The sequence below is a fragment of the Allobosea sp. P2_A10 genome (genome assembly GCF_056405115.1).
Genome location: NZ_JBFUCS010000026.1, coordinates 1 through 22,426, shown reverse-complemented (window position 1 = coordinate 22,426; position 22,426 = coordinate 1). Strand labels below are relative to the sequence as shown.

Sequence of the window (22,426 nt, the reverse complement as noted above, 5' to 3'; positions counted from 1 at the left end):
ATCAGGCCGCATCGGCCTCGCCCTGCTGCTCGAGCTGGTCGAGCGCCGCGGCGAGCCGCTGCTCCTCGCCGTAGTAGCGGGCGCGATCCCAGAAGCGCGGACGGCCGATGCCGGTCGATTTGTGCTTGCCGATCAGCTTGCCGGCCGCATCCTCGCCGAGGATTTCATAGGTCATCAGATCCTGGGTGATGATGACGTCGCCTTCCATGCCCATCACCTCGGTGATGTGGGTGATGCGGCGGGAGCCGTCGCGCAGGCGCTGGGCCTGGATGATGACGTCGATCGAGGAGCAGATCATCTCGCGCAGCGTCTTCGAGGGCAAGGTGAAGCCGCCCATGGTGATCATCGATTCGATACGGCTCAGGCATTCGCGCGGCGTGTTGGCGTGGAGCGTGCCCATCGAACCGTCATGGCCCGTATTCATGGCCTGGAGCAGGTCGAAGGCCTCGGGTCCGCGCACCTCGCCGACGATGATGCGTTCTGGCCGCATGCGCAGGCAGTTCTTGACGAGGTCACGCATCGTGATCGCGCCGGTGCCCTCGATATTGGGCGGGCGGGTTTCGAGGCGCACGACATGGGGCTGCTGCAATTGCAGCTCGGCTGCGTCCTCGCAGGTGATCACGCGCTCGTCGAGCTCGATATAGTTGGTCAGGCAGTTCAGCAGCGTCGTCTTGCCCGAGCCGGTGCCGCCGGAAATGACGATATTGCAGCGGACCTTGCCGATGATCTTCAGGATTTCCGCGCCCGGCGGCGAGATCGCGCCGAAGCGCATCAGTTGGTCGAGCGTCAGCTTGTCCTTCTTGAACTTGCGGATGGTGAGCGCGGGACCGTCGATCGCCAGAGGCGGCGCGATGACGTTGACGCGCGAACCGTCGGCGAGGCGCGCGTCGCAGATCGGCGAGCTTTCGTCGACGCGGCGGCCGACCTGGCTGACGATGCGCTGGCAGATGTTCATCAACTGGGCGTTGTCGCGGAAGCGGATATTGGTCAGCGTGATCTTGCCGGCGACTTCGATGAAGGTGCGCGAGGCGCCGTTGACCATGATGTCGGCAATGTCGTCGCGCGCCAGCAACGGCTCGAGCGGGCCGTAGCCGAGGACGTCGTTGCAGATGTCGTCGAGCAGTTCTTCCTGCTCGGCGATCGAGAGCACGACGTTCTTCAGCGAGATGATCTCGTTGATGATGTCGCGGATTTCCTCGCGCGCGGATTCACCGTCGAGCTTGGCGAGCTGGGAGAGATCGATGGCCTCGATGAGAGCGCCGAAGATCATGCTCTTCATCTGGTAGTATTCGTCGGAGCGCGGAGTCTCGACCGGCGCAGGTGGTGGCGGCGCAGCGCGACGCGGCTCGGCAGCCGGCGCAAGGGCGACCGGCTTCGGCGCCGATGCGGCGAGCTGGGCGCTGACTGCAGGAGCCGTGCTTGCCCCGATGGATCGCTTTCCGAACATATCAGCCCTCTCTGGCGATCACGGGCGCGGCGACGCGCGCGCCGAGTTGCCGAGCTGTCCCGGCAAGGGCCGGGTAGGGGCGCATCGGGTCGCTACGTATCTGGTCGCGCATCATCGCTCAGGCCTTGCGACGCTTGAGCCTGGCGACCAGCGGCTCGAACAGGCTGCGCTTGCCGCGCTTGGCCTCACCGCGGCCGGTGACCGCGCTGGCGATCTGGACGAAGGCCTCGTTGACCTTGCCGCTGGCCTGGACCTCCGCGATCATCTGGCCGTTGTTGGCGGCCGTGCCGAAAAGCTGTGCGTCGAAGGGAATCGAGGTCAGCACGTCGACATTAAGCGCCTTGGCGAACTCGGCCGCGTCGATCTCGGGCCGCTTGGGCAGGCCGACCTGGTTCAGCACCAGTCTGGCCCCGGAATCGTTGGGCCGGCTCGTCCGCGTCAGGTCGATCAGGTTCTTGGCGTTGCGCAGCGAGGCAAGCTCGGGCGCGGCCACGACCACAACCTCGTCGGCGCTCATCAAAGCGCGCTTGACCCAGGCCGTCCAGACATGGGGCACGTCGAGCACCACGCACGGAACGCTGGCGCGCAGCAGGTCGAAAAGCTGGTCGAACGCATCTTCCGAGAGATCGCAGGTGCGCTCCAGCATCGCCGGCGCGGCAAGCAAGGCGAGGTTGTCGCTGCAGCGCGACAGCAGCCGGTCGAGCATGTTGGCATCGAGGCGCTCAGGCGCGAAGACGGCCTCGGCTACGCCCTGCGGCGGATCCTGGTTGAAATCGAGGCCGGCCGTGCCGAAGGCGATATCGAGATCGACGATGACGGTCGAGGCGTCGAGATTGCGCGCGATCGCCCATGCGACGTTGTGGGCGACGGTCGAGGCCCCGACTCCGCCCTTGGCGCCCATCACGGCGATGACGCGGCCGAGATTGCGGGCCTCGACCGAGATATAGAGTTCCGACAGCGTCCGCAGCACGTCGAGCGTACCGAGCGGGGCGATCAGATATTCGCTGACGCCGCGACGGATCAGATCGCGATAGAGCTGCACGTCGTTGACGTGGCCGATCACGACGACCTTGGTGCCGGCGTCGCAGCTCTCCGACAACTTGTCGAGATGGCCAACCAGAACCGACGGATCGGACACCGTCTCGAGCACGATGACGTTGGGCGTCGGGGCCGAGCGGAAGGCTTCGACCGCCGCCGCAGGACCGCCCATCTGGATGCGCGCATGGGCCTTGTCCATGCGCCGGTCGGAAATCGCGGCCTGCATCGTCGCGGCGACGCCGGGCGTCTCGCAGAATGCCTGCAGGGTGATGCGCGGCAGCGGCGCGATGACGATCTCGTTGGCGATGCCGTCGGCAGCGTCGAGGTTCTGCTCGGCGTCCATCATCGCCCCCCGACCGTCGAATTGATCTGCGGCGTCTGCTGGCGGTATTCGGTCGAGGGATCCTTGCCCTCGCGCAGCTTGGCGATCGCGCCCATGCGCTTGACGATGTCGGCGCGGCCCTCGCTGCGGGCGCGGACGAGATCGATCGGATCGGCAACCTGCGCGGCGAGCGTCGCCTGGGCGGCGCAACCGAAATTCCAGTAGGGCGCGTTGGATGCATCCGTCTTGAAGCTCGATGCCCCCGTGTCTTCCGGCCACTGGCCACAGGAGTGCGGCAAGCCGGCCTGGAGCGAGGCGAAGGACAGCCGGATCGGCGAGGCGAGGCCGGGATCGGAAACCTGATAGGTCCGGATCGACAGGGCAGCGCCGGAGACGCCGCCGCGCGCCAGTGCGGCGCGCACTGCGTTCAGCGTGTCATGAGAGGCGATCTCGCGACGGGCGCCGGTCGGCACTTCGGCGACGAGCCCGCCGCGCCCGGTGCGGCGATATTCTCCGGCGAAATCGACGACATCCTCGTGCTGACGCGGGTCGAGGCCACTGCCGGCGCGTCCGATGAAGACATCAAGCGAGCGCGGCGCGTCGCGCAGCACGATCGGGTGGCGCTCGCGGACGTCGGCCGGCGCAAGCGAGCCGGTCTCGTCACCTTTCCGGGCGCACGCGCCAAGCGCGAGGCCCGCCACGATGACCGCGGCCAGGCCATGCAGCCGGCGCGGGTTGAGTGTCTGTGATCGAGCCATCATCGGTCCCGTCATCCCTTTCACGCGTCTCGACGCCTTCAGTCGGCAATGAAGCCGACACGGCCCTTGTAGGCCTGCGGCACGGGTCCGCTGTTCGTCCCGTAGATCTTGTTCAACCGACCCAGCAGCAACGCCTGCGCGTCATGCGCCTCGACGAAGCCGTCATCGGGACGCTGGACCTGGTTGGGTTCCATCGGCTTGGCGATGTAGGGCGTCGCGGTGATCAGGAGCTCGGTCTCCTCGCGCTGGTAGTCGCGCGAGCGGAAGAGCACGCCGATGACCGGAAGGTTCATCAGGCCGGGGAAGCCGTTGATCGACTGCTTCGAGACGCGCTGGATCAAGCCGGCGGTCGCCAGCGTGCCGCCCGAGGGCAATTCGACGGTCGTGTCGGACTTGCGGACGCGGAAGGCCGGCGCATTCAAATTGTCGGTCAGGCGGATCTGGTTTTCGAAGTCGAGCTCCGTCACCTCCGTCGYGATCCGCATGCTGATCTTGTTGTCGGACAGGACGATGGGCGTGAAGTTGAGCGCAACGCCGATCGGCTTGTAGATAAGCTGCACCGTACATTGCGGGCGGCCGGACAAGATGTCGGTCTGGCAGTTGACGCCCTGCGGGGTCGGCACTTCGCCGCCGGCGGTGAACTTGGCGCTCTCGCCGGAGATGGCTGTGACCATCGGCTCGGCGAGCACGCGCGCCAGGCCGGCGCGTTCGAGCGCGCGCAACGTGAAATTGGTGGAGTTGCCGATGCCGGCGCCGACCGCCGTCGCAGCCAGAGACTGCGGCTGCAGCGGGAAAGGGTTGTCCAGCGAAGGCGTGACCGAGAAGTTGCCGAGTTTCCACTCGCCGGTCGAATTGATGCCGAGCTGCTTGATCGCCTTGCGCGAGACCTCGGAGACCACGACCTTGACCATGACCTGGTCGCGGCCGCGGATCGTCAGCGAATTGATCACCGCGCCCTTGCTCGACGAGAAGAAGCCGCCGGTGGTGCCGACGAAGGCGTTTGCGATGTCGACGGCCTGCGTCGCCTCGGACGCGTTGGCGACGTTGCCGATCAGCAGGATCGAATTGCCAGCCGGCTTGATGTCGATCTGGGCCTTGGGCAGCGCCGTTTTCAGGGTCTGGCGCAGGACGTTGAGATCGCGCCCAACCTCGATCTCGAGCGCCGAAATCTGCTTGCCCTCGGCGTCGATGACGAACATCGAGGTCGCACCGTCGGCGATTCCGATGATGAAGATCTTGCGCGCCGAGCGGACGACCGCGTTGGCGACCTTCGGATTGGCGACGAAGACCTCCTTGGCGTCGCGCGGAAGTTCGATCACCAGCGAGCGGCCGATCGAAAGATCGAGCTTGCGGGCGATGGCGTGTTCGCTGGCGCCGACATTCAGAACCGGAGCCGGGCCGGTCGACTGTGCGACCGCCGGAACGGCGAGAAGGAGCGCAAGCGCGGCCGAGAGGAGAGTGCGTTCAACGGTCATGGTTTCACGCTCTTCAATGTGATGCCGTATTTGACGAGGGTCATGGCGCCTTCTGCGGTGGCGGTGCGCCCCACCTCGCCGGCATCCTTGAGGCTGCGCAGAGCAAGCGACAGGGAACCCGCCTTCTGCGACTGGATCAGCGTTTCGACCTGGCCGGGCTCGACTTCGAGCGTCGCGGTCTCGCCGACGACGACCTTCTCGCCATTGCGCTCCTGGATGTTCTGGCCGATGGCGAGAACGCGGAGATTGCGAAGGATCGTCTCGCTCAGATAGGCCTCGCCCTTAACTTCGGCGTTTTCGCCCTTGATGGTGGCGACGACGTCGACGCGGTCGTTGGGGAGGATGAAACCGCCGGCCGTGTTGGCGCCGCGGCTGTCGGTGGTGATGGCGATGGCGCGCTTGCCCGATGGCAGCACGGCCGAGAGGAAGCCGGTGCCGTCGGTGCGGATCAGCTTCTCGCGACGAATCGGCTCGGAGCCGAGCAGCGGGAAGCGGGCGAGCTGGCCGACCAGTTCGGTCTCGGCCTCGGGAGCCTCGTCCTTGCGGACGACGCCGGCAGGAACGCTGGCCAGTGGCCAGTCGAGCCAGCGCAGGTCACCAGCCGTAAGCGTATTGCCGATCGGAATGTCGGCCGCGGCCACGAGAACGGGCACGGTCGGCGCCGCCTCGATGCGGGCAACCGGAGCAGGCGCCTCGGTCGGGCGCTGCATGAGAAGCGCCGCGCCGACGCCGGCGACCAGCGCAACCACGAGAATGATGATGCGGGCGGGACTCATTGCGACTGACCCTCAGCCAAAGCAGGATGGCTTTCGACGAGGATCGTGCGGCTGGAATCGTCAACTTATGGTTAACCGGGAGTATCTTTTTGCAGCTATCTCGCCGCCGCCGGCAAGAATATCAGACCGCCAGCGCAATCGCGGCGCGCCAGATCGCGGTTTCCGGCAGCACGAACAGTGCCGAAAAGGCCAAAGCGATCCCGTAAGGGACGCCTTCATTGGGCGAATGCAGCCGCCGAGCCCAGGACCAGCCGGCGGTCACCGCAGGCAGCGGCGAGCGGCGATAATAGACGATCGCGAGCGTGAGCACGCCGCCGCCCATCGCCGCGAAGGCGAGATAGGGCATGAGCTGCTCGAAGCCGAACCAGAGCGCGGTGGCCGCGGCGAGCTTGGCGTCGCCGCCGCCCATCCAGCCGGCCGCGAAGAAGCCGAAACAGACCGTCAGAACCAGCATGCCGGCCGCGAGATGCCAGCCGATCTCGCTCCAGCTCAGGCCGAGCAGGGCCGCGCAGAGCGCGAAGGTGGCGGCGAGAAGAAGGCAGAGGCGGTTCGATATCGTCATCGAGACCAGGTCGCTCGCCGCAGCATAGGCCATCGTGGCGGGAAAGACGACGAGCATCGCGATGAGCGAGAGCGACATGGGCGCGGTTGACATGGGCGCGGTTCCCGAACCGAAGACAAGGCCGGCGATGATGCTCGGTCAAACGCCTGACCAAAGCCTTACCGACCGGATGCTGGACAACCAGATCGAAAGTACAAAACGCCCCGGGGTCACCGGGGCGTTTCGAGGAACTGTCCGGCGCGAAGCCGGAACCTGTTCCGTTCAGCTCACTTGAGCGAGCCGGCGATCGCCGTGAACGTCGAGGTCAGCTTCGTGCCGACCGAGGTCATCGCCGTGATGGCGGCGACGGCGACGAGCGAAGCGATCAGGCCGTATTCGATGGCGGTCGCGCCGGATTCATTCTTGACGAAGCGAGCGAAGATGTTGGTCATGGGAGACTCCTTTTGCACCACGGTTTGACTGCTGCCTTTGCTCTGAGCGGCTTCGGTCAGCGACAAATGCACATTACCCCGCGCCCCTTGCCGATCAGTTAAACGAAAAGAAGAATTCGACCGATTCCGCAAACATCGTTCCGATGGTTAACGCTGGATTTATGAGATCAAACAGTGCTTATCTTGCGGATAACGCCAATAATATGATCGTCTACTGACATTATCTGACCGACGCCGCGATGATCATCTGGCGAATATCAACACCGCTCCTGTGAATAATCGCTCGTAGCGGTCGAGATGTCCCTGCGGCAGTGAGGCCGGGAGGCTGGAAAAGCCCTCGGACAGGCCCGATTAGGGATTGATTCATCATTTTGCGCTTTGCTGGCCCTACTGGAAATCTTGGGGCGTCGGCCATGTCCACTTTCGAGCGATCATCGCGGCGTCGCAAAGCCCTGTGCCGGGCGATCGCATTTAGCGCCGCGATGGCGATTTCCGGCCTTTCGGTCACCAGTGTGGCGCGCGCGGCCCAATCCGCACCAACACCTGCCGCCCCAACACCTGCCGCCCCGAAGCCCACCACACCTGCAACCGTCTCCGCCCCGCAGACCGGCGCGCTCGAAACGGTCGCCGTTCTGGTCGACCACGCCAAGGTCGTGCGGCTGCCCGAGAAGGCGCAGACCGTGATCGTCGGCAATCCTTCAATCGCCGACGTCTCGGTCCAGCGCAACGGCGTGATGGTCGTCACCGGCAAAAGCTTCGGCATCACCAACCTGATCGCTCTCGATGCCAGCGGCGCGCTACTGGCGGAATCGCTCGTGCGCGTGGGCGCGGCTTCCGATTCGGTACTGACGGTGCAGCGCGGCCTGGAGCGCGAGACCTATTCCTGCAGCCCGGTCTGCCAGCCCGCCACACGGCTGGGCGACGCGCAGCGCTATTTCGTCGAGACGACCGGGCAGGTCGGCACCCGCAACACGCAGGCGACCGGCGGACTGACGCGCTGACGCAGCCCAGACGGCACCGGCGCGGCATCAGGGTAAATCGCTGACTAACAGCGCTGGCTGCGGCGCTTCGACAGCCATAACGGATCGGAAATTCTTTTCCCGTAATCATGTTGCACGCCGGGGCCGATGCTGGCCTCGCGGCGACGGACATCACGAACGGACGAGACGTCCCGACACCGATGCGCCGCCGCTCCCGCAGGACGCCAGCCGGACGCATGACAGCATGACGGGTCATTCGAATGAGAGGCCAGCGGGCGAGAACGCCGGCGGCACGGGGCGCAAGCCCCGCAGGTTCGACCGCCTGCTGCTGCGCTTCAAGCGCTCGCAGGACGGCGTGGCGATCGTCGAGTTCGCGCTGATCGCGACACCGTTCTTCATGCTGCTCGCGGCGATCCTCGAAACCGCCCTGATGTTCTGGACAAGCCAGACGCTCGAGGAAGCCGTGGCTCAGGCCTCGCGATCCCTGCTCACCGGTCAGTCGCAGTCACTTTACAAGGGCAGCGCCACCGCCAACGCAGCCGCGTTCCGCGATGCGATCTGCGGCAGAGCGCCGGCGCTGATCGATTGCTCCAAGCTGACCATCGACGTGCGCAGCTATTCCTCGTTCTCGTCGGCCCAGACCGGCACGGCCGGCAGCAATCCGACCGGCGGCGGAACCCTGAACACCAGTGGATGGGGATACACCCAGCCGCAGCCGGGCCAGATCGTCGTTGTGCGCGCCGTGCAGGAATATTCGCTGCTGTTCACGCAATGGAGTTCCGCCTTGGCCAATATCGGCCCGGGCAAGCGCGGCATCGTCGGCTCGACCACGTTCCGGACCGAACCCTACACCGTTTCCTGAAGCTGAGGCCGGCCCACATGAAGCGCGCCTTCTCATTTCGTCGCAACCGGGCCGCGCTGCGCGGCCTCGTGCGGCGCCTCGCCCGCAACCGACGCGGTGTCGCCGCGGTCGAGTTCGCCTTCCTGCTGCCCGTGATGCTCACGGTCTATTTCGGCATCGTCGAGGTGGCGCAGGGCGTCATGGTCGACCGCAAGCTGACCGAACTGAATCGCGCCGTGGGCGATCTCACGGCCCAGAGCACCGTGATCTCGAACACGGAGATGAGCAACATCTTCGACGCCGCGACGACGATCATGGCCCCGTTCACCGGGGTCGCGCCGCGCATGGCCGTCAGCAGCATCGTGATCGACGCGCTCGGCGTCGCCAAGATATGCTGGAGCGCCCAGCGCAACTCGACGGCGCCTGCGCGCGGCAGCACCGTGACGCTGCCCACCAGCATGAACATCCCCAGCACTTCGCTGATCATGGCGGTCTCGAGCTATGATTTCACGCCGACGATCGGCTATCTCATCACCGGCTCGATCAAGGTGGGCGATAGCCCGATCTATCTTCGACCCCGCATCGGCAAGGCCGGCGGCACGAACAGCATCGAGCAGGTCGAACGCTCCGGCGTCGCCATGTGCCCTCTGTTCAACTGAACGCCTCGCCTACGGCGCGTTATCCGCTCAAGGCGGCGACGTCAGGCTGAAGCTGGCTTTCCAGAGCATCGGCCGAGCACACCACCTGGTGCGAGAACACCGTTGGGCGGCTGTCAGCCGCGCAGCACCATGCGACCGGTCTGGACCTCGTAGCCCTGCAGCTTGCCGAGGAAGGACGTGCCCAGCAGGCTCATCGAGAGCGCGCCTTCCGGCAGCACGACGGCATCGACGTTGCGGACGAGGATATCGCCGAGACGGACCTCGCGGAGGTTCACGCGCGCTCCTTTGACCACCCCGTTGGCCGTGTTCAGACCCATCTTGTAGTCGCCGGGACGGAGGCTGATGCCGAGCGCGCGCGCATCTGCAGCTGTCAACGCGACCATGCTTGCGCCCGTGTCGACGAGCATGGTGATGCGGAAATTGTCGATCATCGGATGCACGAGGTAGTGCCCGCGATAGTCCGCCGCCACGGTCATTGTCGGGCGGCCGGGGGGCTTTGCCACGACGGGGCGCGCTGGCGCGCTGATGACGGTGGCGCTGGGCGCGGCATCCGACCCCGTCACCATCTCGCTATAAGACAGCGCGGAATAGACGACCGTCGCGGCCGTGCCGAGCGCCCACATGATCGGCCTCTGCGCCATCGACAAGCGTCCCCGTCAGCAAAATCGTCTGGGAACGATGCCTCACAGTCCCTGCGGAAGGATGAAAGCCGTCACTTGGATTGACGACGTCGCCCGGCAAGCCGGGATCCGGCAAGCAACAGGCTTAACGGCAAGTTGCCCCCGCCGCCGATACCAGGTCAGGCAAACAGAAGCACGTCTACAGAAACGACGTCCCGACCAGCGCTTCGATTTCATTCCGGCGCGGGATGCTCGGCTGCGCACCGGCGCTGGTGCAAGCGAGCGAACCTGCGGCCAGACCGCGCTGCAAGGCGCCCGACAGACCGTAGCCGGCCGCCAGCGCCGCAGCGAATGCGCCCGTGAAACTGTCGCCGGCGGCGACCGTGTCAACGACATCGACAATGGGGGCGTCGAGACGGCGGCGGACGCCGCCCTGCCAACCGACGACGCCGGCCGCGCCGAGCGTGACGATACAGGCCGTGCCCCGCTCGGCGTCGACACGGGCGGCAACGGCGTCGGGCTCGCGTTCGGACCAGCCCAAAGCCCGCGCCAGCACCAGCGCCTCGTGCTCGTTGACGACCAGATAATCGACCAGGTCCAGCAGGGCTGGATCGGGGCTGCCGGCCGGGGCGAGGTTGAGGACCACTCGGCCGCCGGCCCGCCGCATCAGCCTGGCCGCGGCGATGCATTCCACTTCGGGCACCTCGCGTTGCAGCAGCAGGATGTCGCCCTCGGCAAGCGCCATCGTCGCCACCCCATCGGCGCGCGCCTGCGCATTCGCACCGGCGGCGACGACGATCTGGTTGGAACCCTCGGCATCGACCGCGATGAAGGCCGCTCCCGTGGGGGCTTCGACGCGCACGACCCCCGTGAGGTCGACGCCGTCGGCGGCGAGCAGCGACAGGGCGATCTCGGCAAACCCGTCGCGACCGACCGCGCCGACGAGCGCGACATCGGCCCCCGCCCGACGCGCGGCAAGCGCCTGATTGGCGCCCTTGCCGCCGGGATGCAGCTGATAGCCCGGGCCGATCACGGTTTCGCCGGCGCCGGGCAGGCGCTCGACCTGCGTGACCAGATCGACGTTGAGCGAGCCGAAGACGACGATCATGCGCTCACGCCGGCAGCAAGGCGACGCACGCCCGCGATGAAGGCGGCCTCCGGCGTCGTCACTGTCGCGGCACGCCCCGCTGCCGCCAGCGCCGCGCCATAGCTCTGCGCCAGCACGCCGTCGGCGACGAGATGGACCTTGTCGGGTACGCCAAACAGCGCCTGCGCGCCGGCGATCTCGTGCCCCACTAGCAGTGCCGACAGATAGGGACCGACCATGCCACCCGATGCACGCCCGGCCAGCACCTCCGAACGCGCCGCAAAGGCGGCGTTGAGCACACCGCCCGGTCTCGTGACCGCCGCAAGCCCTGCTTTCGTGCCCCTTGCGGCATCGTCGCCATCGGGGGGCGTGGCCAATCGCGACAGGATCGAATGCTCGCGCAGCAGGCCGTAGATTTCACCGGTCATGAAGCTCGCGAAGCTTTTGATGCGCCCACTTTCGACGAGCGCCCATTTGGAATGCGTACCGGGCAGGCAGACGTGACCATCTTCGAGACCGAGCCCGACGATCAGGGTTTCCTCGCCGCGCATCACGTCGAAGGCCCCCCCGTCGCAGGACAGGCCTGGCAGGATCGTGGCCTGCGCGCCGCCGCTCAGCCTCACCTGCATGCCGGCTGCCGCGATCTCCTCCGGCGAGGCCGGGCAGGTCACGTAGGGCGCCTCGACCCAGCCATTGCGGCTGCCGACCATGCCGGCGAGCACGATCGCGGCGTCGGGATGGGCGCGGCGAAAATCACCGGCCAGCGCATCGAAGGCGGCGGGATAGCCGCCCGCCGGAACCGACTGGATGCCCTGATCGGCGCTGCGGCGGTCGACCACCGCGCCGTCGCCGTCGATCAGGAAGGCGCGGGCGCGGGTGGTGCCCCAGTCGAGCGCGATCAGGGGTTTGGGCATAGGCTGGGCTCCGGCTGTTGCCCGCCTCGTCACTCTCGGGCGAAGCGAAGCGCAGGCCTGAGAATCTCCTGCAAGAGATGCCCGGGTCAAGCCCGGGCATGATGCCTTGGCTCAGCCGTCGAAGAACACGGTCTCGCCTTCGCCCTGCAGGCGAATGTCGAAGCGGAAGACGCCGGCCGCGTCGCGCTTTGCAATCAGCGTGTCGCGGCGCTCGGCCGGCACCAGCGCCAGAACCGGATCGGTCGCGTTGGCGGCCTCGTCGGAGAAGTAGATCCGCGTCATCAACCGCACCAGCACGCCGCGGCCGAAGACGGAGACGCCGAGATGCGGCGCCTGCGTCGCGCCTGCCGGTCCCGGCAGCGCGCCGGGCCTGACCGTCTCGAAGAAGAACACGCCCTCGGTGCTGGTCTCGGCCCGGCCAAAGCCGGTGAAGCCGGCATTGCCCTCGCTGTGGAAACGCCCCTGCGGATCGGCCTGCCAGATCTCGATCATGGCGTCGCTGACTACAGCGCCGTCGCCGTCATAGACGCAGCCCTCGATGCGGATGCGCTCGCCGGCGACGCCTTCGGGGGCCATGATCTCGCTGAACGGCTCGACTCCGCCATAGGCGCGTGGAGTCAGGGCATAGGCGAAGAAAGGGCCGATGGTCTGCGACGGGGTCAGGCCAAAATGACCGCCGGCGACCTTGTCAGTGCTCATGGGGCTCCTCCGTCGGCGTCGCGTGGCGGCCGCGCAGCACGATGTCGAACTGATAGCCCAGCGCCCAGGACGGCTGCGTCGTCTCGATGTCGAAGCGCGACACCAGCCGGTCGCGGACCTTCTCGTCGGTGATCGACTGGAAGATCGGGTCGTATTTGAACAGCGGATCGCCGGGAAAATACATCTGCGTAATCACGCGCGACAGGAAACTATGGCCAAACAGCGAGAAATGGATGTGGGCCGGCCGCCAGGCGTTGTGATGATTGCCCCACGGATAGGCGCCAGGCTTGACCGTGACGAAGCGATAGCGCCCGTCGGCATCGGTCATGGCGCGCCCGGCACCGGTGAAATTCGGGTCGAGCGGGGCTGGATGCTGGTCGCGGACATGGACATAGCGGCCACCTGCATTGGCCTGCCAGATTTCGACCAGGGTATGGGGCACCGGGCGGCCGTCCTCGTCGAGCACGCGGCCGGTGACGATGATGCGCTCGCCGAGCGGTTCGCCCTCGTGCTGCAGGGTCAGGTCGGCGTCCTTTTCGGCGATCGAGGCATGGCCGAAGACCGGCCCTGTCGTTTCCGACAGGGTGTGCGGCAGCAGCACCAGCGGCTGCGACGGAGCGCGTTTGATCGTGGAGCGGTATTGCGGCGACAGGTTGGGCGGATGCGCCTTCAGGCCTTCGCGCGGATAGATCAGGCTCATGCCGCCACTCCGTGAGCTTGCTTCGTGCGGATGTGCAGTTCGCGCAGCACCGAGAGTTCCTGCGCGGATGCCGCCGGAGTCTCCGCCAGTTCGGCGGCAAAACGCAAGGGCCAGCCGCAACCGGCCTCGACCTGCGCGCGCGTGACGCCTGGATGAAGCGAGACGACGGTCAGCTCCGAGGTTTCCGGATCGGGCTCCATCACGCAGAGATCGGTCATGATCCTGGTCGGCCCCAGCGTCTTGAGGCCGAGCGCCTCGCGGTCGCCCTTGCCCTTGCCATGGCCGAAGGAGGTGATGAAGGGCAGTTTGTCGACGAAGGCGCGCGAGCCCATCGCCATGGTGATGAAGATCTGGCGGCAATGGATCGCGATCTCGGGCGCGCCGCCGCCGCCGGGCAGGCGGACCTTTGGCTGATCGTAGGGGCCGACGACCGTCGTATTGAGATTGGCGAAACGGTCGATCTGCGCGCCACCGAGAAAGCCGATGGTGATGCGCCCGCCCTGCAGCCAATAGCGGAACATCTCCGGCACCGAGACGGTGGTCAAAGCGGTGTCGCAGAGTTCGCCATCGCCGATCGAGAGCGGCAGCACGGTCGGCCGCGTCGACAGCGTGCCGGATTCGTAGATCAGCGTGATCTTCGGCGCATGGGTAAGCCGAGCGAGATTGCAGGCGGCCGAAGGCGCGCCGATGCCGACGAAGCAGACATCGTCGTTGGTCAGCAGTCGTGCGGCCGCGATGGTCATCATTTCGGTGGGGGTGGCGGTCATCGTCATGTCCTCACGCCGCCTCATGCCTGGCCCGGGCATGCTGCGCGAAATCGCCCGGCCCCTTCTCCAGCACGTTCATCTTCATCCACGCCAGAAACGTGTCGCGCTCGCGGGCGATCTTGTCCCAGGCGATGTAGAAGTCGTTGGCGCGCTTGTAATAGCCCTGCGCGTAGGACGGGTAGGCGCCACCCGGCACATGAGCGATCGCGGTGACCGTCCAGGCCGGCAGGATCACGGCGTTGGCGTTGCGCGGGCCGAAATCATCGACGACTTCCTCGACCGTCACGAGCGAACGCTGCGCCGCCAGAACGGCCTCCTTCTGCACGCCGACGATGCCTTCCAGCATGACGTTGCCCTCGCGATCGGCTTTGAGGGCGTGAATGATCGCAGCATCCGGGCGGATCGCCGGCACCGTCGCCAACACCTCGCCGGTATAGGGGCAGCTCACCGATCTGATCTTCGGATTGACCCTGGGCAAGTCGACGCCCTTGTAGCCGCGGAAGACGGCGAAGGGCAGGTTCGCCGCGCCCGCCTCATAGGCATTGGCCATGGCGGCGTGGCTGTGCTCCTCGATCTCGAGCCTGTGCGGCCAGCCGTTCTCGACCGCGTCGCGAAAACGATGCAGCGAGCCGACGCCTGGATTGCCGCCCCAGGAGAACACCAGCTTCTCGGCGCAGCCCATGCCGATCATCTGATCGTAGACCAGATCGGGCGTCATACGGATCAGCGTCAGGCGCTTTTTGGCCTGACGGATCGCCTCGTGGCCGGCCGCATGGGGGATGAGGTGAGTGAACCCCTCCATCGCGACCGAACAGCCGTCGCGCAGGACAGCCTCGATTCCCTCGCTGAGAGAGACGAATTCCGCCACCTTGACATCTCCTCAATATGTGCGTTAATCGCACAATGTTCTGATTTTCGCACTTTATGATGCGGGAGAGATGTGGTCAAGCATGGCGGCCGAGCCCCCCGACCGCGATCATATGGCGGCTCTGGAAAAGGGGCTGGCGGTGATCGAGTGCTTCGACACCGAGCATGACCGGCTGACGATCGCCGATGTCGCCCGCGCGACCGACCTGTCGCGCGCGGCCGCGCGGCGCTGTCTCCTGACGCTGACCAAGATCGGCTATGCCGAATTCGACGGAAAGTTCTTCCGGCTGACGCCGCGCGTGCTCAGGCTCGGCTACGCCTGGCTTTCCTCGACGGCGTTGCCGCAACTGATCCAGCCCTTTCTCGAACGGCTCTCGGAGGAAACGCATGAATCCTCCTCCGCCAGCCTGCTCGACGGGCACGAGATCGTCTATATCGCCCGCTCGGCGCAGCGCCGGATCATGTCGGTCGGCCTCTCCGTCGGCTCGCGGCTGCCCGCCTTCTGCTCATCGATGGGCCGCGTGCTGCTGGCGGCGCGCAGTCCCGACGAGGCGCGGGCGCTGATCCTCGCCGGCAAGCCGCGCGCCCGGACGCCCCGGACCGTGACCGAGCCGGCGGCGCTGATGACGATCCTGGCGCAGGTCAGGGCACAGGGCCATTGCATCGTCGATCAGGAACTCGAACTCGGGCTGGTCTCGTTGGCGATGCCTTTGCTGAATGCGCGCGGCGAGGTCGTCGCGGCATTCAATCTCTCGGGGCAGGTCCAGCGCACCTCGGCCGCCGAGATGGCGGCGCAGTTCCTGCCGCGCATGCGGGCGATGCAGGGGATGCTGCAACCACTGGTCAAATGAAGACAGGGCATCCGATGATCGAACTCGAAGCCGGCCCGCTCAGCGCGCGCATCGTCCCCGAGATGGGCGGCATCGTCGCGGCGCTGGACTGGCGCGCACCCGACGGCCGGTTGCACAAACTGCTGCATTCGCCCGATGGCGCGGTGCCGACCACCGCCCATTCCAACATGTTCGGAACCTGGGCGATGGCGCCCTTCGCCAACCGCGCCTTCGATTGCCTGGTAGATGATGGCGAGAATGCCTTTCGCGTGCCCGACAATGACGGGCGCGGCAACAACATCCACGGGTTCGGCAGACAATCGGCCTGGGATGTCCTGCGGAAGACCCAAGGCCATACCGTGCTGGAACACCGCCGGAGCGAGGGGGTGGACCCTTATCGCTACCGCGCGACGCAGGTCATACTGCTCGACGAGGCCGGTATGACCATCGAAATCGCCATCACCAATGAGGCGCGGGCGGCACTACCCTATGGTCTGGGGCATCATCCGTGGTTTCCCTGCGCGCCCGACACTAGACTTGGTATGGCCGCGCAGGGCGCGCTTATCTTCGGCGAGGCCTTTCGCGCGACGGGTTCGCGGCGCTTCGACGATGGCGGACCCTATGCCGGAAAGCCGGTCTTCGCGACCGGCCACGAGACCGCCTGGAGCTTTCTGGGCTGGGACGGCATGGCGCGGATCGAGACGCCCTCGACCGGGCTTTGCATCACCCTGACTGCGAGCGAGAATTTCAGTTTCCCGGTGGTCTGGGCGCCGGCCGACGCCGATTTCCTCTGCGTCGAGCCGCAGAGCCACGCCATCGGCTCGCCGAGCGAGGCAGCGGCGCGGACAGTGTCGCCGCTGACACGGCTCCAGCCGGGCGAGACGCTGTCGGGCTGGCTCAGGATCGCGCCGGAAGCGCTCTGAGCCGCGGTCTCAGCGATAGCGCCAGCGCGGGCCGGTCTCGTAATAGCGCTGCAGATTGTAGGGCTGGTAGCCATAGGCGCTTGCCGGCAGCGCGGGGCGCAGCAGGATCTGCTCGCGCGCCTCGCCCCAATTCGGCGACCGGCGCTGCTGGGCAATCGCGGCGCGCTCCCTCGCCTTCGCCTTGGCGATCTTCGACTTGGTGCCGCCCGACGCCTTGGCGAAGCGCGAAAGGCTCTCATCGGCCGCGCCGTTCAACGCGATCTTGGTCTGGCCGGCGCCATGCCTCTTCACCAGCGCGAAGAACTTCGCGGCATTGGCCGTGTGCAGGCGGATGCAGCCATGCGACGCGGGGCGACCGAGCGCGCCGACCGCAGAGGTGCCGTGGATGGCGTAGCCGCCGCGGAAGAACACGGCATAGGGCATCGCGCCGCCATATTTGCGGGAATACCAGTTCTTTTCGAGCCGGGTCGGGCGATAGACGCCGTTGGGCGAGCGAAAACCCTTGCGGCCAGACGAGATCGCCCAGTCATAGGCTTCGCCATCGGTTGTGGTGACCTGCATGCGCTGGGCGGCGATATCGACACGCACGGAGATCGCGGCCTTGGCCGAGGCGAGGCCGGCAAGCGACAGGAACAACACGGCCAGCATGCCGAGAACGCGACGCATCACGCAAACACTCCGAAAAGACGCAAACCCAAGGATCATTCGGCGTTGTCGAGCGCTGATGCACCGCCGCCATGGATTGAAGCAAAGCCCGGCCGGTCACCCCTATAAAGCGCAAAGCCAAAATGTGGTTTCCACGATCGCGCGAGTGTCGCCGCGTTTCACAGCATCGGCAGGGAGCGCGGCTTTGGCCCGCGCGGAAAGGCCGCGTCGATGCGCGCGATCTCGACTTCGCTCAGCCGAAGCGCCAGCGCGCCGGCATTATCCTCGACATGGGCGGGTCTCGCCGCCTTGGGGATCGCGAAAACGAACGGGCGACGCGTCAGGAAGGCGAGCGCGACCTGCCGGGCGCTGGCGTGATGGGCGGTAGCGACGTCAGAGAGAACCTTGCCGCCCGCGCTGGAGGCCGGCGGAAAATCGTCCTGCCCGAACGGGCTGTAGGCCGTGACGGCAACGCGGTTGCGCTCACACCAGGGCATCACTTCATGTTCGATCGCCCGCTCGCGCAGATGATACAGCACCTGATTGCAGGCGATTGCGCCGGGGCCCGCGACGGCCAGCGCCTCGTCGAGGTCGTCTACGTCGAAATTGCTGACGCCCCAGGACAGGATCTTGCCCTCGGCCTTCAGCGCCTCGAAGGCGGCGAAGGTCTCATCAAGCGCATATGAACCGCGCCAGTGCAGCAGGTAGCAGTCGAGCCGGTCGGTCCCAAGCCGCCGGAGCGAGCGCTCGCAGGCAGCCCGCGTGCCGGCCTTCGAGGCGTTGTGAGGCAGCACCTTCGAGACCAGGAAAACCTCGTCGCGGCGACCCGCGATCGCCTCGGCAATAATCTCCTCCGAGCGGCCCGAGCCGTACATCTCGGCGGTATCAACATGGGTCAGGCCGAGATCGAGCCCGCGTCGCAGCGCGGCGACGGCCTCGCGCCTGTCGGACAACTCGATGTTCCAGGTGCCCTGCCCGATGGTGGGGATGTCGGGGCCGGTCGATCCGAAGCGCCGGGTCATGGGTTGCTCCTTCTTCTCGGCTTCGGGCCGAAGGCCGGCCGTCACACCGGCAGCGTGCCGTTGGCCGACAGCACCTCGCCCGCCAGATAGAGCGAGCCGCAGATCAGAATGCGCGGCGGGGCCGACCAGCTTCGCGACGCGATTTCGCGCAGGGCCTGTTCGACCGAGCCCGCCACCTCCGCATGGAGACCGACCTCGCGCGCAAGGCTCGCGACCTCCTCGGCCGGGCGCGCCACCAGCGCGTTCTGGATCGGCACCGCAAAGAGCGCCTGGGCCAATCCCTTGAAATGCGCCAGCGTCGCGCGCGCGTCCTTGGTCGAGAGCAGGCCGGCGACCATCACCAGCGGAGCCGGGTTCTTGTCGGCGAGATCGGCCATCGCCTGCGCCAGTACGCGGCCGCCATCGGGGTTGTGGCCGCCATCAAGCCAGAGTTCGGCGCGCGGCGGCACCAGCTCCACGAGTTTTCCGCGCGCCAACCTCTGCAGTCGCGCCGGCCATTCCGCGCCGAGCATGCCCTGCTCGAAAGCCCTTGCCGGCAGGCCGCCATAGCCGGCCGCGCGCAAGGCGGCGATGGCCGTGCCGGCATTGACGTGCTGATGCCGGCCGGCGAGCCGCGGCAGGGGCAGATCGAGCAGGCCGTCGCCATCCTCGTAGACCAGCCGGCCGCCATCCTCGTGGACGTTGAAATCCTGCGCGCCGATCAGGATCTTCGACGCGCCGACGCGTTCGGCCGCCGCCTCCAGAACCGCCGTCGGCTCGGGCTCCTGCGGCGCGATCACGGCCGGTGCGCCGCGCTTGAAGATGCCGGCCTTCTCGCCGGCGATCTTCATCACGGTGTCGCCGAGATATTCGGCATGGTCGAGCGAGACCGGGGTTACGACGGCGCAGGCGGGATGGGCGATGACGTTGGTGGTGTCGAGCCTGCCGCCGAGCCCGGTCTCCAGCAGCACGACATCGGCGGGATGATCGAGGAAAAGCAGGAAGGCAGCCGCCGTGGTGATCTCGTAGAAGGTGATCGGCTCCCCGGCATTGGCCCGTTCGCAGCGCTGGAGCGCCTCGACCAGCACGGCCTCGTCGACGAAACGGCCGCCGCCGGGCGCGCCCAGCCGGATGCGCTCGTGGAAACGCACCAGATGCGGCGAGGTGTAGACGTGGACGCGCAGACCAGCCGCTTCCAGGATCGCCCGCATGAAGGCGATGGTCGAGCCCTTGCCGTTGGTGCCGGCGACATGGATCACCGGCGGCAGGCGCTTGTGCGGATCGCCCAGCCGCTCCAGCAGCTTCAGGCTGCGGCCGAGCGAAAGGTCGATGAGTTTGGGATGCAGCGCGAGAAAGCGCGCCAGCAGCGTGTCGGACGACCCCATGATGCGTTCAGGCCCCCGCCCTGCGCAGCCCGCGTCAGACTGCTTCCGCCACCGGCATCGGCAGCGGCCTGGGCGCGCCGTCGGGCGCCGGCTGCTTCATCAGCAATCGTCCAAGCCGGGCGAGGGTCGCAGGCAAATCATGGCGATGCACGACCATGTCGACCATGCCGTGCTCCTTGAGATATTCGGCGCGCTGGAAGCCATCAGGCAGCTTTTCGCGGATGGTCTGCTCGATCACGCGCGGGCCGGCAAAGCCGATCAGTGCGCCGGGTTCGGCGATGTGGATGTCGCCCAGCATGGCATAGGAGGCGGTGACGCCGCCCGTGGTCGGGTTCGTCAGCACGACGAAATAGGGCAGGCCCGCCGCGCGCAGCATGCGAACCGCGACCGTGGTGCGCGGCAGTTGCATCAGCGAGAGGATACCCTCCTGCATGCGCGCCCCGCCCGATGCCGCGAAGACGACATAGGGCGTCTTCTTCTCAAGCGCGGTCTCGGCGCCCCTGATGAAGGCCTCGCCGGCGGCCATGCCGAGCGAACCGCCCATGAAATGGAAATCCTGCACGGCCAGCGTCATCGGCAGGCCCTGAACGCGGCCATAACCCACCTTGAAGGCGTCGACCGCCGAGGTCTTGGTGCGGGCGTCCTTGAGCCGGTCGATATAGCGCTTCTCGTCGCGGAACTTCAGCGGATCGACCGCGACATCGGGCAAGGCGACGTCGAGCCACTTGCCCTCGTCGAAGGTCAGGCGCAGCCGATCAGGCGCGGTCATGCGCATATGGTGATCGGAACCGGGAATGACGAAGCCGTTGGCCTCGACATCCTTGTGGAAGACCATTTGCCCGGAATCGGGGCATTTGATCCAGAGGTTCTCCGGGCTCTCGCGCTTGAACAGCGTTTTGATCCGCGGCCGGACGACTTCGGAAATCCAGTTCATGGATCAGATCCTCGAAATGTTCGGGCAGGCGAGGCAGTTCAAGCCGCAGCCTTCGCCACCATGCGAACACCGGCGGCAAGTTCAGCAACCAGCGAGGTGACAGCCGAAACCGTCTTTTCCGTGGCCTTGCCGTCCGCATCGAGCGAAAGCCGCACGCGCTCCACCAGCGCGGAGCCGACGACGACGCCGTCCGCCCCCTTGGCGATGGCGATCGCGTCGGCCGCCGTCTTGACGCCGAAACCGACGGCGACGGGCAGATCGGTGTGGCCCTTGATCCGGGCCACGGCCTCGCCGACCGCGTCGTAACTGGCGATCGTGCTGCCGGTGACGCCGGTCACCGCGACATAATAGACAAAGCCAGAGGTGTTCTGCAGCACTTTCGGCAAGCGCTTGTCGTCCGTCGTCGGCGTGGCGAGACGGATGAAGTTCACGCCCGCCGCCAGCGCCGGCAGGCAGAGCTCGGCGTCTTCCTCGGGAGGAAGATCGACGACGATCAGGCCGTCGATGCCGGCCTTCTTCGCATCCGTCAGGAAGCGCTCGACGCCATAGACATAGATCGGGTTGTAATAGCCCATGAGCACGATCGGCGTGTCGTGGCCGGTCTTGCGGAAAGCCTCGACCATGGCGAGCGTCTTCTTCAGCGTCTGGCCGCCCTTGAGCGCGCGCTGGCCGGCGAGCTGGACCGGAATGCCGTCGGCCATGGGATCGGTAAAGGGCACGCCGAGCTCGATGATGTCGGCCCCAGCTCCGGGAAGCGCCGCGAGGATCGCGCTCGACGTTTCAATGTCGGGATCGCCGGCGGTGACGAAGGTCACGAGCGCGGCACGGCCCTCAGTGGCGCAGGCGGCGAAGCGGTTCTGGATGCGGGTCGGGTCTGTCGTCATGAAGCTGCGGTTAGCATGGCGGGGGCGGGGTTGGCGAGAGGGCGGACGCTCTCAGCCGATCGCCGCGCCGCGCTCGGCCAGCAGCAGGCGCAGAACCGAGCGATGGCAGCGGGCTTCGTCCTCGCAATAGCAGCCGACCGAGAGATTGGCCTTGTGCGACAGCACGGCGATAAGATCGAGCGTGCGGCCCGCCGCAGGCTGCGCCATCTCGGCTTTGAAGACACGGACGAAGCCGGCCCATTCCTTGTCCGTTTGCGCAGCCTGCGCCGTCGCGACGAGGTCTGCGCTCGGCGAAAGTTCGGGATACCAGACGTCGAACCAGTCATCGGCGGCAAAGCGCTCCTTGCGCACGCCGCGCGGCGGACGACGCACCGTACCGATGCGCGTGCCTTCGTTGGGGTGGCGGGGCGTGCCGAGGCGGACGATGCGAAGGGTCATGGGAGCCGCTTCACTCCACCCTTTCGGGAACCGTGCGTCTCTCTAGCCGAATTGCGCATGTCAGATCAAAAACGCACGCGAGAGTTGTCATGATCTGGAGCATAACAGCGACAAAAGCAGCGCGGCACATCCGTCGATTGCTGAAAGTGGTTGAACAAGGCCGGCGCTTTTTCGTGACGCGCTACGGAAAGCCGTACATCAGAATAGAGCCCATCTAGAGCATCGGACGGTTAATCATACGCATATCCTGCGTGTTTGAAGAAGTTTCGGCATTCGGCTGGCGAGAAGAGTTCGCAGATGTTTCCGACGGCCCTCCAGAGGGCGTCGAAGGTTCGTGCCTGGGCGGCTCGCAGGTGCGCCTTGAGCTTGGCGAAGGCCATCTCGATCGGGTTGAGATCGGGGCTATAGGGCGGCAGGAAGAGAGGGCGGCAGGAAGAGGAACC

The 22,426-nt window shown here is 66.5% G+C and carries 26 protein-coding genes; 5 read left to right on the top strand and 21 right to left on the bottom strand.

What is annotated here, in order from left to right; all coding sequences use genetic code 11:
- Position 1 precedes the first annotated feature (1 nt).
- The 7 genes from AC1DZY_RS24250 to AC1DZY_RS24220 form a co-directional block, all read right to left on the bottom strand.
- Positions 2 to 1,447: a CpaF family protein gene (locus tag AC1DZY_RS24250; protein WP_476822720.1), complete on the bottom strand. Its 1,446-nt coding sequence runs from the start codon at positions 1,445 to 1,447 to the stop codon at positions 2 to 4.
- Between the two features lie 118 nt (positions 1,448 to 1,565).
- Entirely contained in the window at positions 1,566 to 2,828 is a 1,263-nt protein-coding gene (locus AC1DZY_RS24245) for a CpaE/TadZ family protein (RefSeq protein WP_476822743.1), read from the bottom strand.
- Positions 2,828 to 3,568, bottom strand: a complete 741-nt coding sequence (locus tag AC1DZY_RS24240) for a CpaD family pilus assembly protein (protein WP_476822719.1) — start codon at positions 3,566 to 3,568, stop codon at positions 2,828 to 2,830. Before AC1DZY_RS24240 ends, AC1DZY_RS24245 begins: the two co-directional genes overlap by 1 nt.
- 35 nt (positions 3,569 to 3,603) lie before the next feature.
- Positions 3,604 to 5,040, bottom strand: a complete 1,437-nt coding sequence (locus AC1DZY_RS24235; protein WP_476822718.1) for a type II and III secretion system protein family protein — start codon at positions 5,038 to 5,040, stop codon at positions 3,604 to 3,606.
- Positions 5,037 to 5,816, bottom strand: coding sequence for a Flp pilus assembly protein CpaB (gene cpaB, locus AC1DZY_RS24230; RefSeq protein WP_476822717.1), 780 nt, complete (start codon positions 5,814 to 5,816; stop codon positions 5,037 to 5,039). The genes AC1DZY_RS24235 and cpaB overlap by 4 nt, the downstream gene beginning before the upstream one ends.
- A gap of 121 nt (positions 5,817 to 5,937) precedes the next feature.
- Positions 5,938 to 6,471, bottom strand: coding sequence for an A24 family peptidase (locus tag AC1DZY_RS24225; RefSeq protein WP_476822716.1), 534 nt, complete (start codon positions 6,469 to 6,471; stop codon positions 5,938 to 5,940).
- Positions 6,472 to 6,644: 173 nt separating this feature from the next.
- On the bottom strand, positions 6,645 to 6,809 hold the full coding sequence (locus AC1DZY_RS24220) for a Flp family type IVb pilin (protein WP_476822715.1): 165 nt from the start codon (positions 6,807 to 6,809) through the stop codon (positions 6,645 to 6,647).
- Between the two features lie 413 nt (positions 6,810 to 7,222).
- On the opposite strand from AC1DZY_RS24220, the gene AC1DZY_RS24215 reads away from it, so the two are divergent.
- From AC1DZY_RS24215 to AC1DZY_RS24205, 3 genes are all read left to right on the top strand, one after another.
- A complete protein-coding gene (locus AC1DZY_RS24215) occupies positions 7,223 to 7,810 on the top strand; it encodes a pilus assembly protein N-terminal domain-containing protein (protein ID WP_476822714.1) in 588 nt (195 codons plus the stop codon).
- A 223-nt stretch (positions 7,811 to 8,033) separates the two neighbouring features.
- The gene (locus tag AC1DZY_RS24210; RefSeq protein ID WP_476822713.1) at positions 8,034 to 8,651 is read left to right on the top strand and encodes a TadE/TadG family type IV pilus assembly protein; all 618 of its coding nucleotides are present in this window, start codon (positions 8,034 to 8,036) and stop codon (positions 8,649 to 8,651) included.
- A 17-nt stretch (positions 8,652 to 8,668) separates the two neighbouring features.
- Positions 8,669 to 9,289 (top strand): TadE/TadG family type IV pilus assembly protein, encoded by a 621-nt coding sequence (locus AC1DZY_RS24205; protein ID WP_476822712.1) that lies wholly within the window; start codon positions 8,669 to 8,671, stop codon positions 9,287 to 9,289.
- Positions 9,290 to 9,402: 113 nt separating this feature from the next.
- Here AC1DZY_RS24205 and AC1DZY_RS24200 read toward each other — a convergent pair whose 3' ends face one another.
- The 7 genes from AC1DZY_RS24200 to AC1DZY_RS24170 all read right to left on the bottom strand — a co-directional run bounded on the left by AC1DZY_RS24200 (position 9,403) and on the right by AC1DZY_RS24170 (position 14,944).
- The gene (locus AC1DZY_RS24200) at positions 9,403 to 9,930 is read right to left on the bottom strand and encodes a retropepsin-like aspartic protease family protein (RefSeq protein WP_476822711.1); all 528 of its coding nucleotides are present in this window, start codon (positions 9,928 to 9,930) and stop codon (positions 9,403 to 9,405) included.
- A 178-nt stretch (positions 9,931 to 10,108) separates the two neighbouring features.
- Positions 10,109 to 11,017 carry a ribokinase gene (locus AC1DZY_RS24195; protein ID WP_476822710.1) on the bottom strand — a complete coding sequence of 303 codons (909 nt, stop codon included), beginning with the start codon at positions 11,015 to 11,017 and terminating at the stop codon, positions 10,109 to 10,111.
- Positions 11,014 to 11,910, bottom strand: a complete 897-nt coding sequence (locus AC1DZY_RS24190; protein ID WP_476822709.1) for a 2-dehydro-3-deoxygalactonokinase — start codon at positions 11,908 to 11,910, stop codon at positions 11,014 to 11,016. Before AC1DZY_RS24190 ends, AC1DZY_RS24195 begins: the two co-directional genes overlap by 4 nt.
- A 111-nt stretch (positions 11,911 to 12,021) precedes the next feature.
- On the bottom strand, positions 12,022 to 12,609 hold the full coding sequence (gene pcaG, locus AC1DZY_RS24185) for a protocatechuate 3,4-dioxygenase subunit alpha (RefSeq protein WP_476822708.1): 588 nt from the start codon (positions 12,607 to 12,609) through the stop codon (positions 12,022 to 12,024).
- The gene (pcaH, locus tag AC1DZY_RS24180; RefSeq protein WP_476822707.1) at positions 12,599 to 13,309 is read right to left on the bottom strand and encodes a protocatechuate 3,4-dioxygenase subunit beta; all 711 of its coding nucleotides are present in this window, start codon (positions 13,307 to 13,309) and stop codon (positions 12,599 to 12,601) included. Before pcaH ends, pcaG begins: the two co-directional genes overlap by 11 nt.
- Positions 13,306 to 14,082 carry a CoA-transferase subunit beta gene (locus AC1DZY_RS24175; RefSeq protein ID WP_476822706.1) on the bottom strand — a complete coding sequence of 259 codons (777 nt, stop codon included), beginning with the start codon at positions 14,080 to 14,082 and terminating at the stop codon, positions 13,306 to 13,308. Before AC1DZY_RS24175 ends, pcaH begins: the two co-directional genes overlap by 4 nt.
- Positions 14,083 to 14,086: 4 nt before the next feature.
- Positions 14,087 to 14,944 (bottom strand): CoA transferase subunit A, encoded by an 858-nt coding sequence (locus AC1DZY_RS24170; protein ID WP_476822705.1) that lies wholly within the window; start codon positions 14,942 to 14,944, stop codon positions 14,087 to 14,089.
- 82 nt (positions 14,945 to 15,026) lie between these two features.
- Here AC1DZY_RS24170 and AC1DZY_RS24165 point away from each other — a divergent pair, with 82 nt between their 5' ends.
- Together AC1DZY_RS24165 and AC1DZY_RS24160 are read left to right on the top strand one after the other, a co-directional pair.
- Positions 15,027 to 15,794 (top strand): IclR family transcriptional regulator domain-containing protein, encoded by a 768-nt coding sequence (locus AC1DZY_RS24165; RefSeq protein WP_476822704.1) that lies wholly within the window; start codon positions 15,027 to 15,029, stop codon positions 15,792 to 15,794.
- A 14-nt stretch (positions 15,795 to 15,808) separates the two neighbouring features.
- Positions 15,809 to 16,696 carry an aldose epimerase family protein gene (locus AC1DZY_RS24160; protein ID WP_476822703.1) on the top strand — a complete coding sequence of 296 codons (888 nt, stop codon included), beginning with the start codon at positions 15,809 to 15,811 and terminating at the stop codon, positions 16,694 to 16,696.
- 9 nt (positions 16,697 to 16,705) lie between these two features.
- Here AC1DZY_RS24160 and AC1DZY_RS24155 read toward each other — a convergent pair whose 3' ends face one another.
- From AC1DZY_RS24155 to AC1DZY_RS24125, 7 genes are all read right to left on the bottom strand, one after another.
- A complete protein-coding gene (locus AC1DZY_RS24155) occupies positions 16,706 to 17,362 on the bottom strand; it encodes a L,D-transpeptidase (protein WP_476822702.1) in 657 nt (218 codons plus the stop codon).
- 158 nt (positions 17,363 to 17,520) lie between these two features.
- A complete protein-coding gene (locus tag AC1DZY_RS24150; RefSeq protein WP_476822701.1) occupies positions 17,521 to 18,363 on the bottom strand; it encodes an aldo/keto reductase in 843 nt (280 codons plus the stop codon).
- Between the two features lie 41 nt (positions 18,364 to 18,404).
- On the bottom strand, positions 18,405 to 19,727 hold the full coding sequence (locus AC1DZY_RS24145) for a bifunctional folylpolyglutamate synthase/dihydrofolate synthase (protein WP_476822700.1): 1,323 nt from the start codon (positions 19,725 to 19,727) through the stop codon (positions 18,405 to 18,407).
- Between the two features lie 34 nt (positions 19,728 to 19,761).
- Positions 19,762 to 20,661, bottom strand: coding sequence for an acetyl-CoA carboxylase, carboxyltransferase subunit beta (accD, locus tag AC1DZY_RS24140; protein ID WP_476822699.1), 900 nt, complete (start codon positions 20,659 to 20,661; stop codon positions 19,762 to 19,764).
- 38 nt (positions 20,662 to 20,699) lie between these two features.
- The gene (gene trpA / locus AC1DZY_RS24135) at positions 20,700 to 21,545 is read right to left on the bottom strand and encodes a tryptophan synthase subunit alpha (protein ID WP_476822698.1); all 846 of its coding nucleotides are present in this window, start codon (positions 21,543 to 21,545) and stop codon (positions 20,700 to 20,702) included.
- A gap of 51 nt (positions 21,546 to 21,596) precedes the next feature.
- Positions 21,597 to 21,983 (bottom strand): DUF488 domain-containing protein, encoded by a 387-nt coding sequence (locus AC1DZY_RS24130; protein ID WP_476822697.1) that lies wholly within the window; start codon positions 21,981 to 21,983, stop codon positions 21,597 to 21,599.
- 230 nt (positions 21,984 to 22,213) lie between these two features.
- Positions 22,214 to 22,426, bottom strand: a 213-nt coding sequence (locus AC1DZY_RS24125; RefSeq protein WP_476822696.1) for a transposase, incomplete at its 5' end; no start/stop codon positions are given.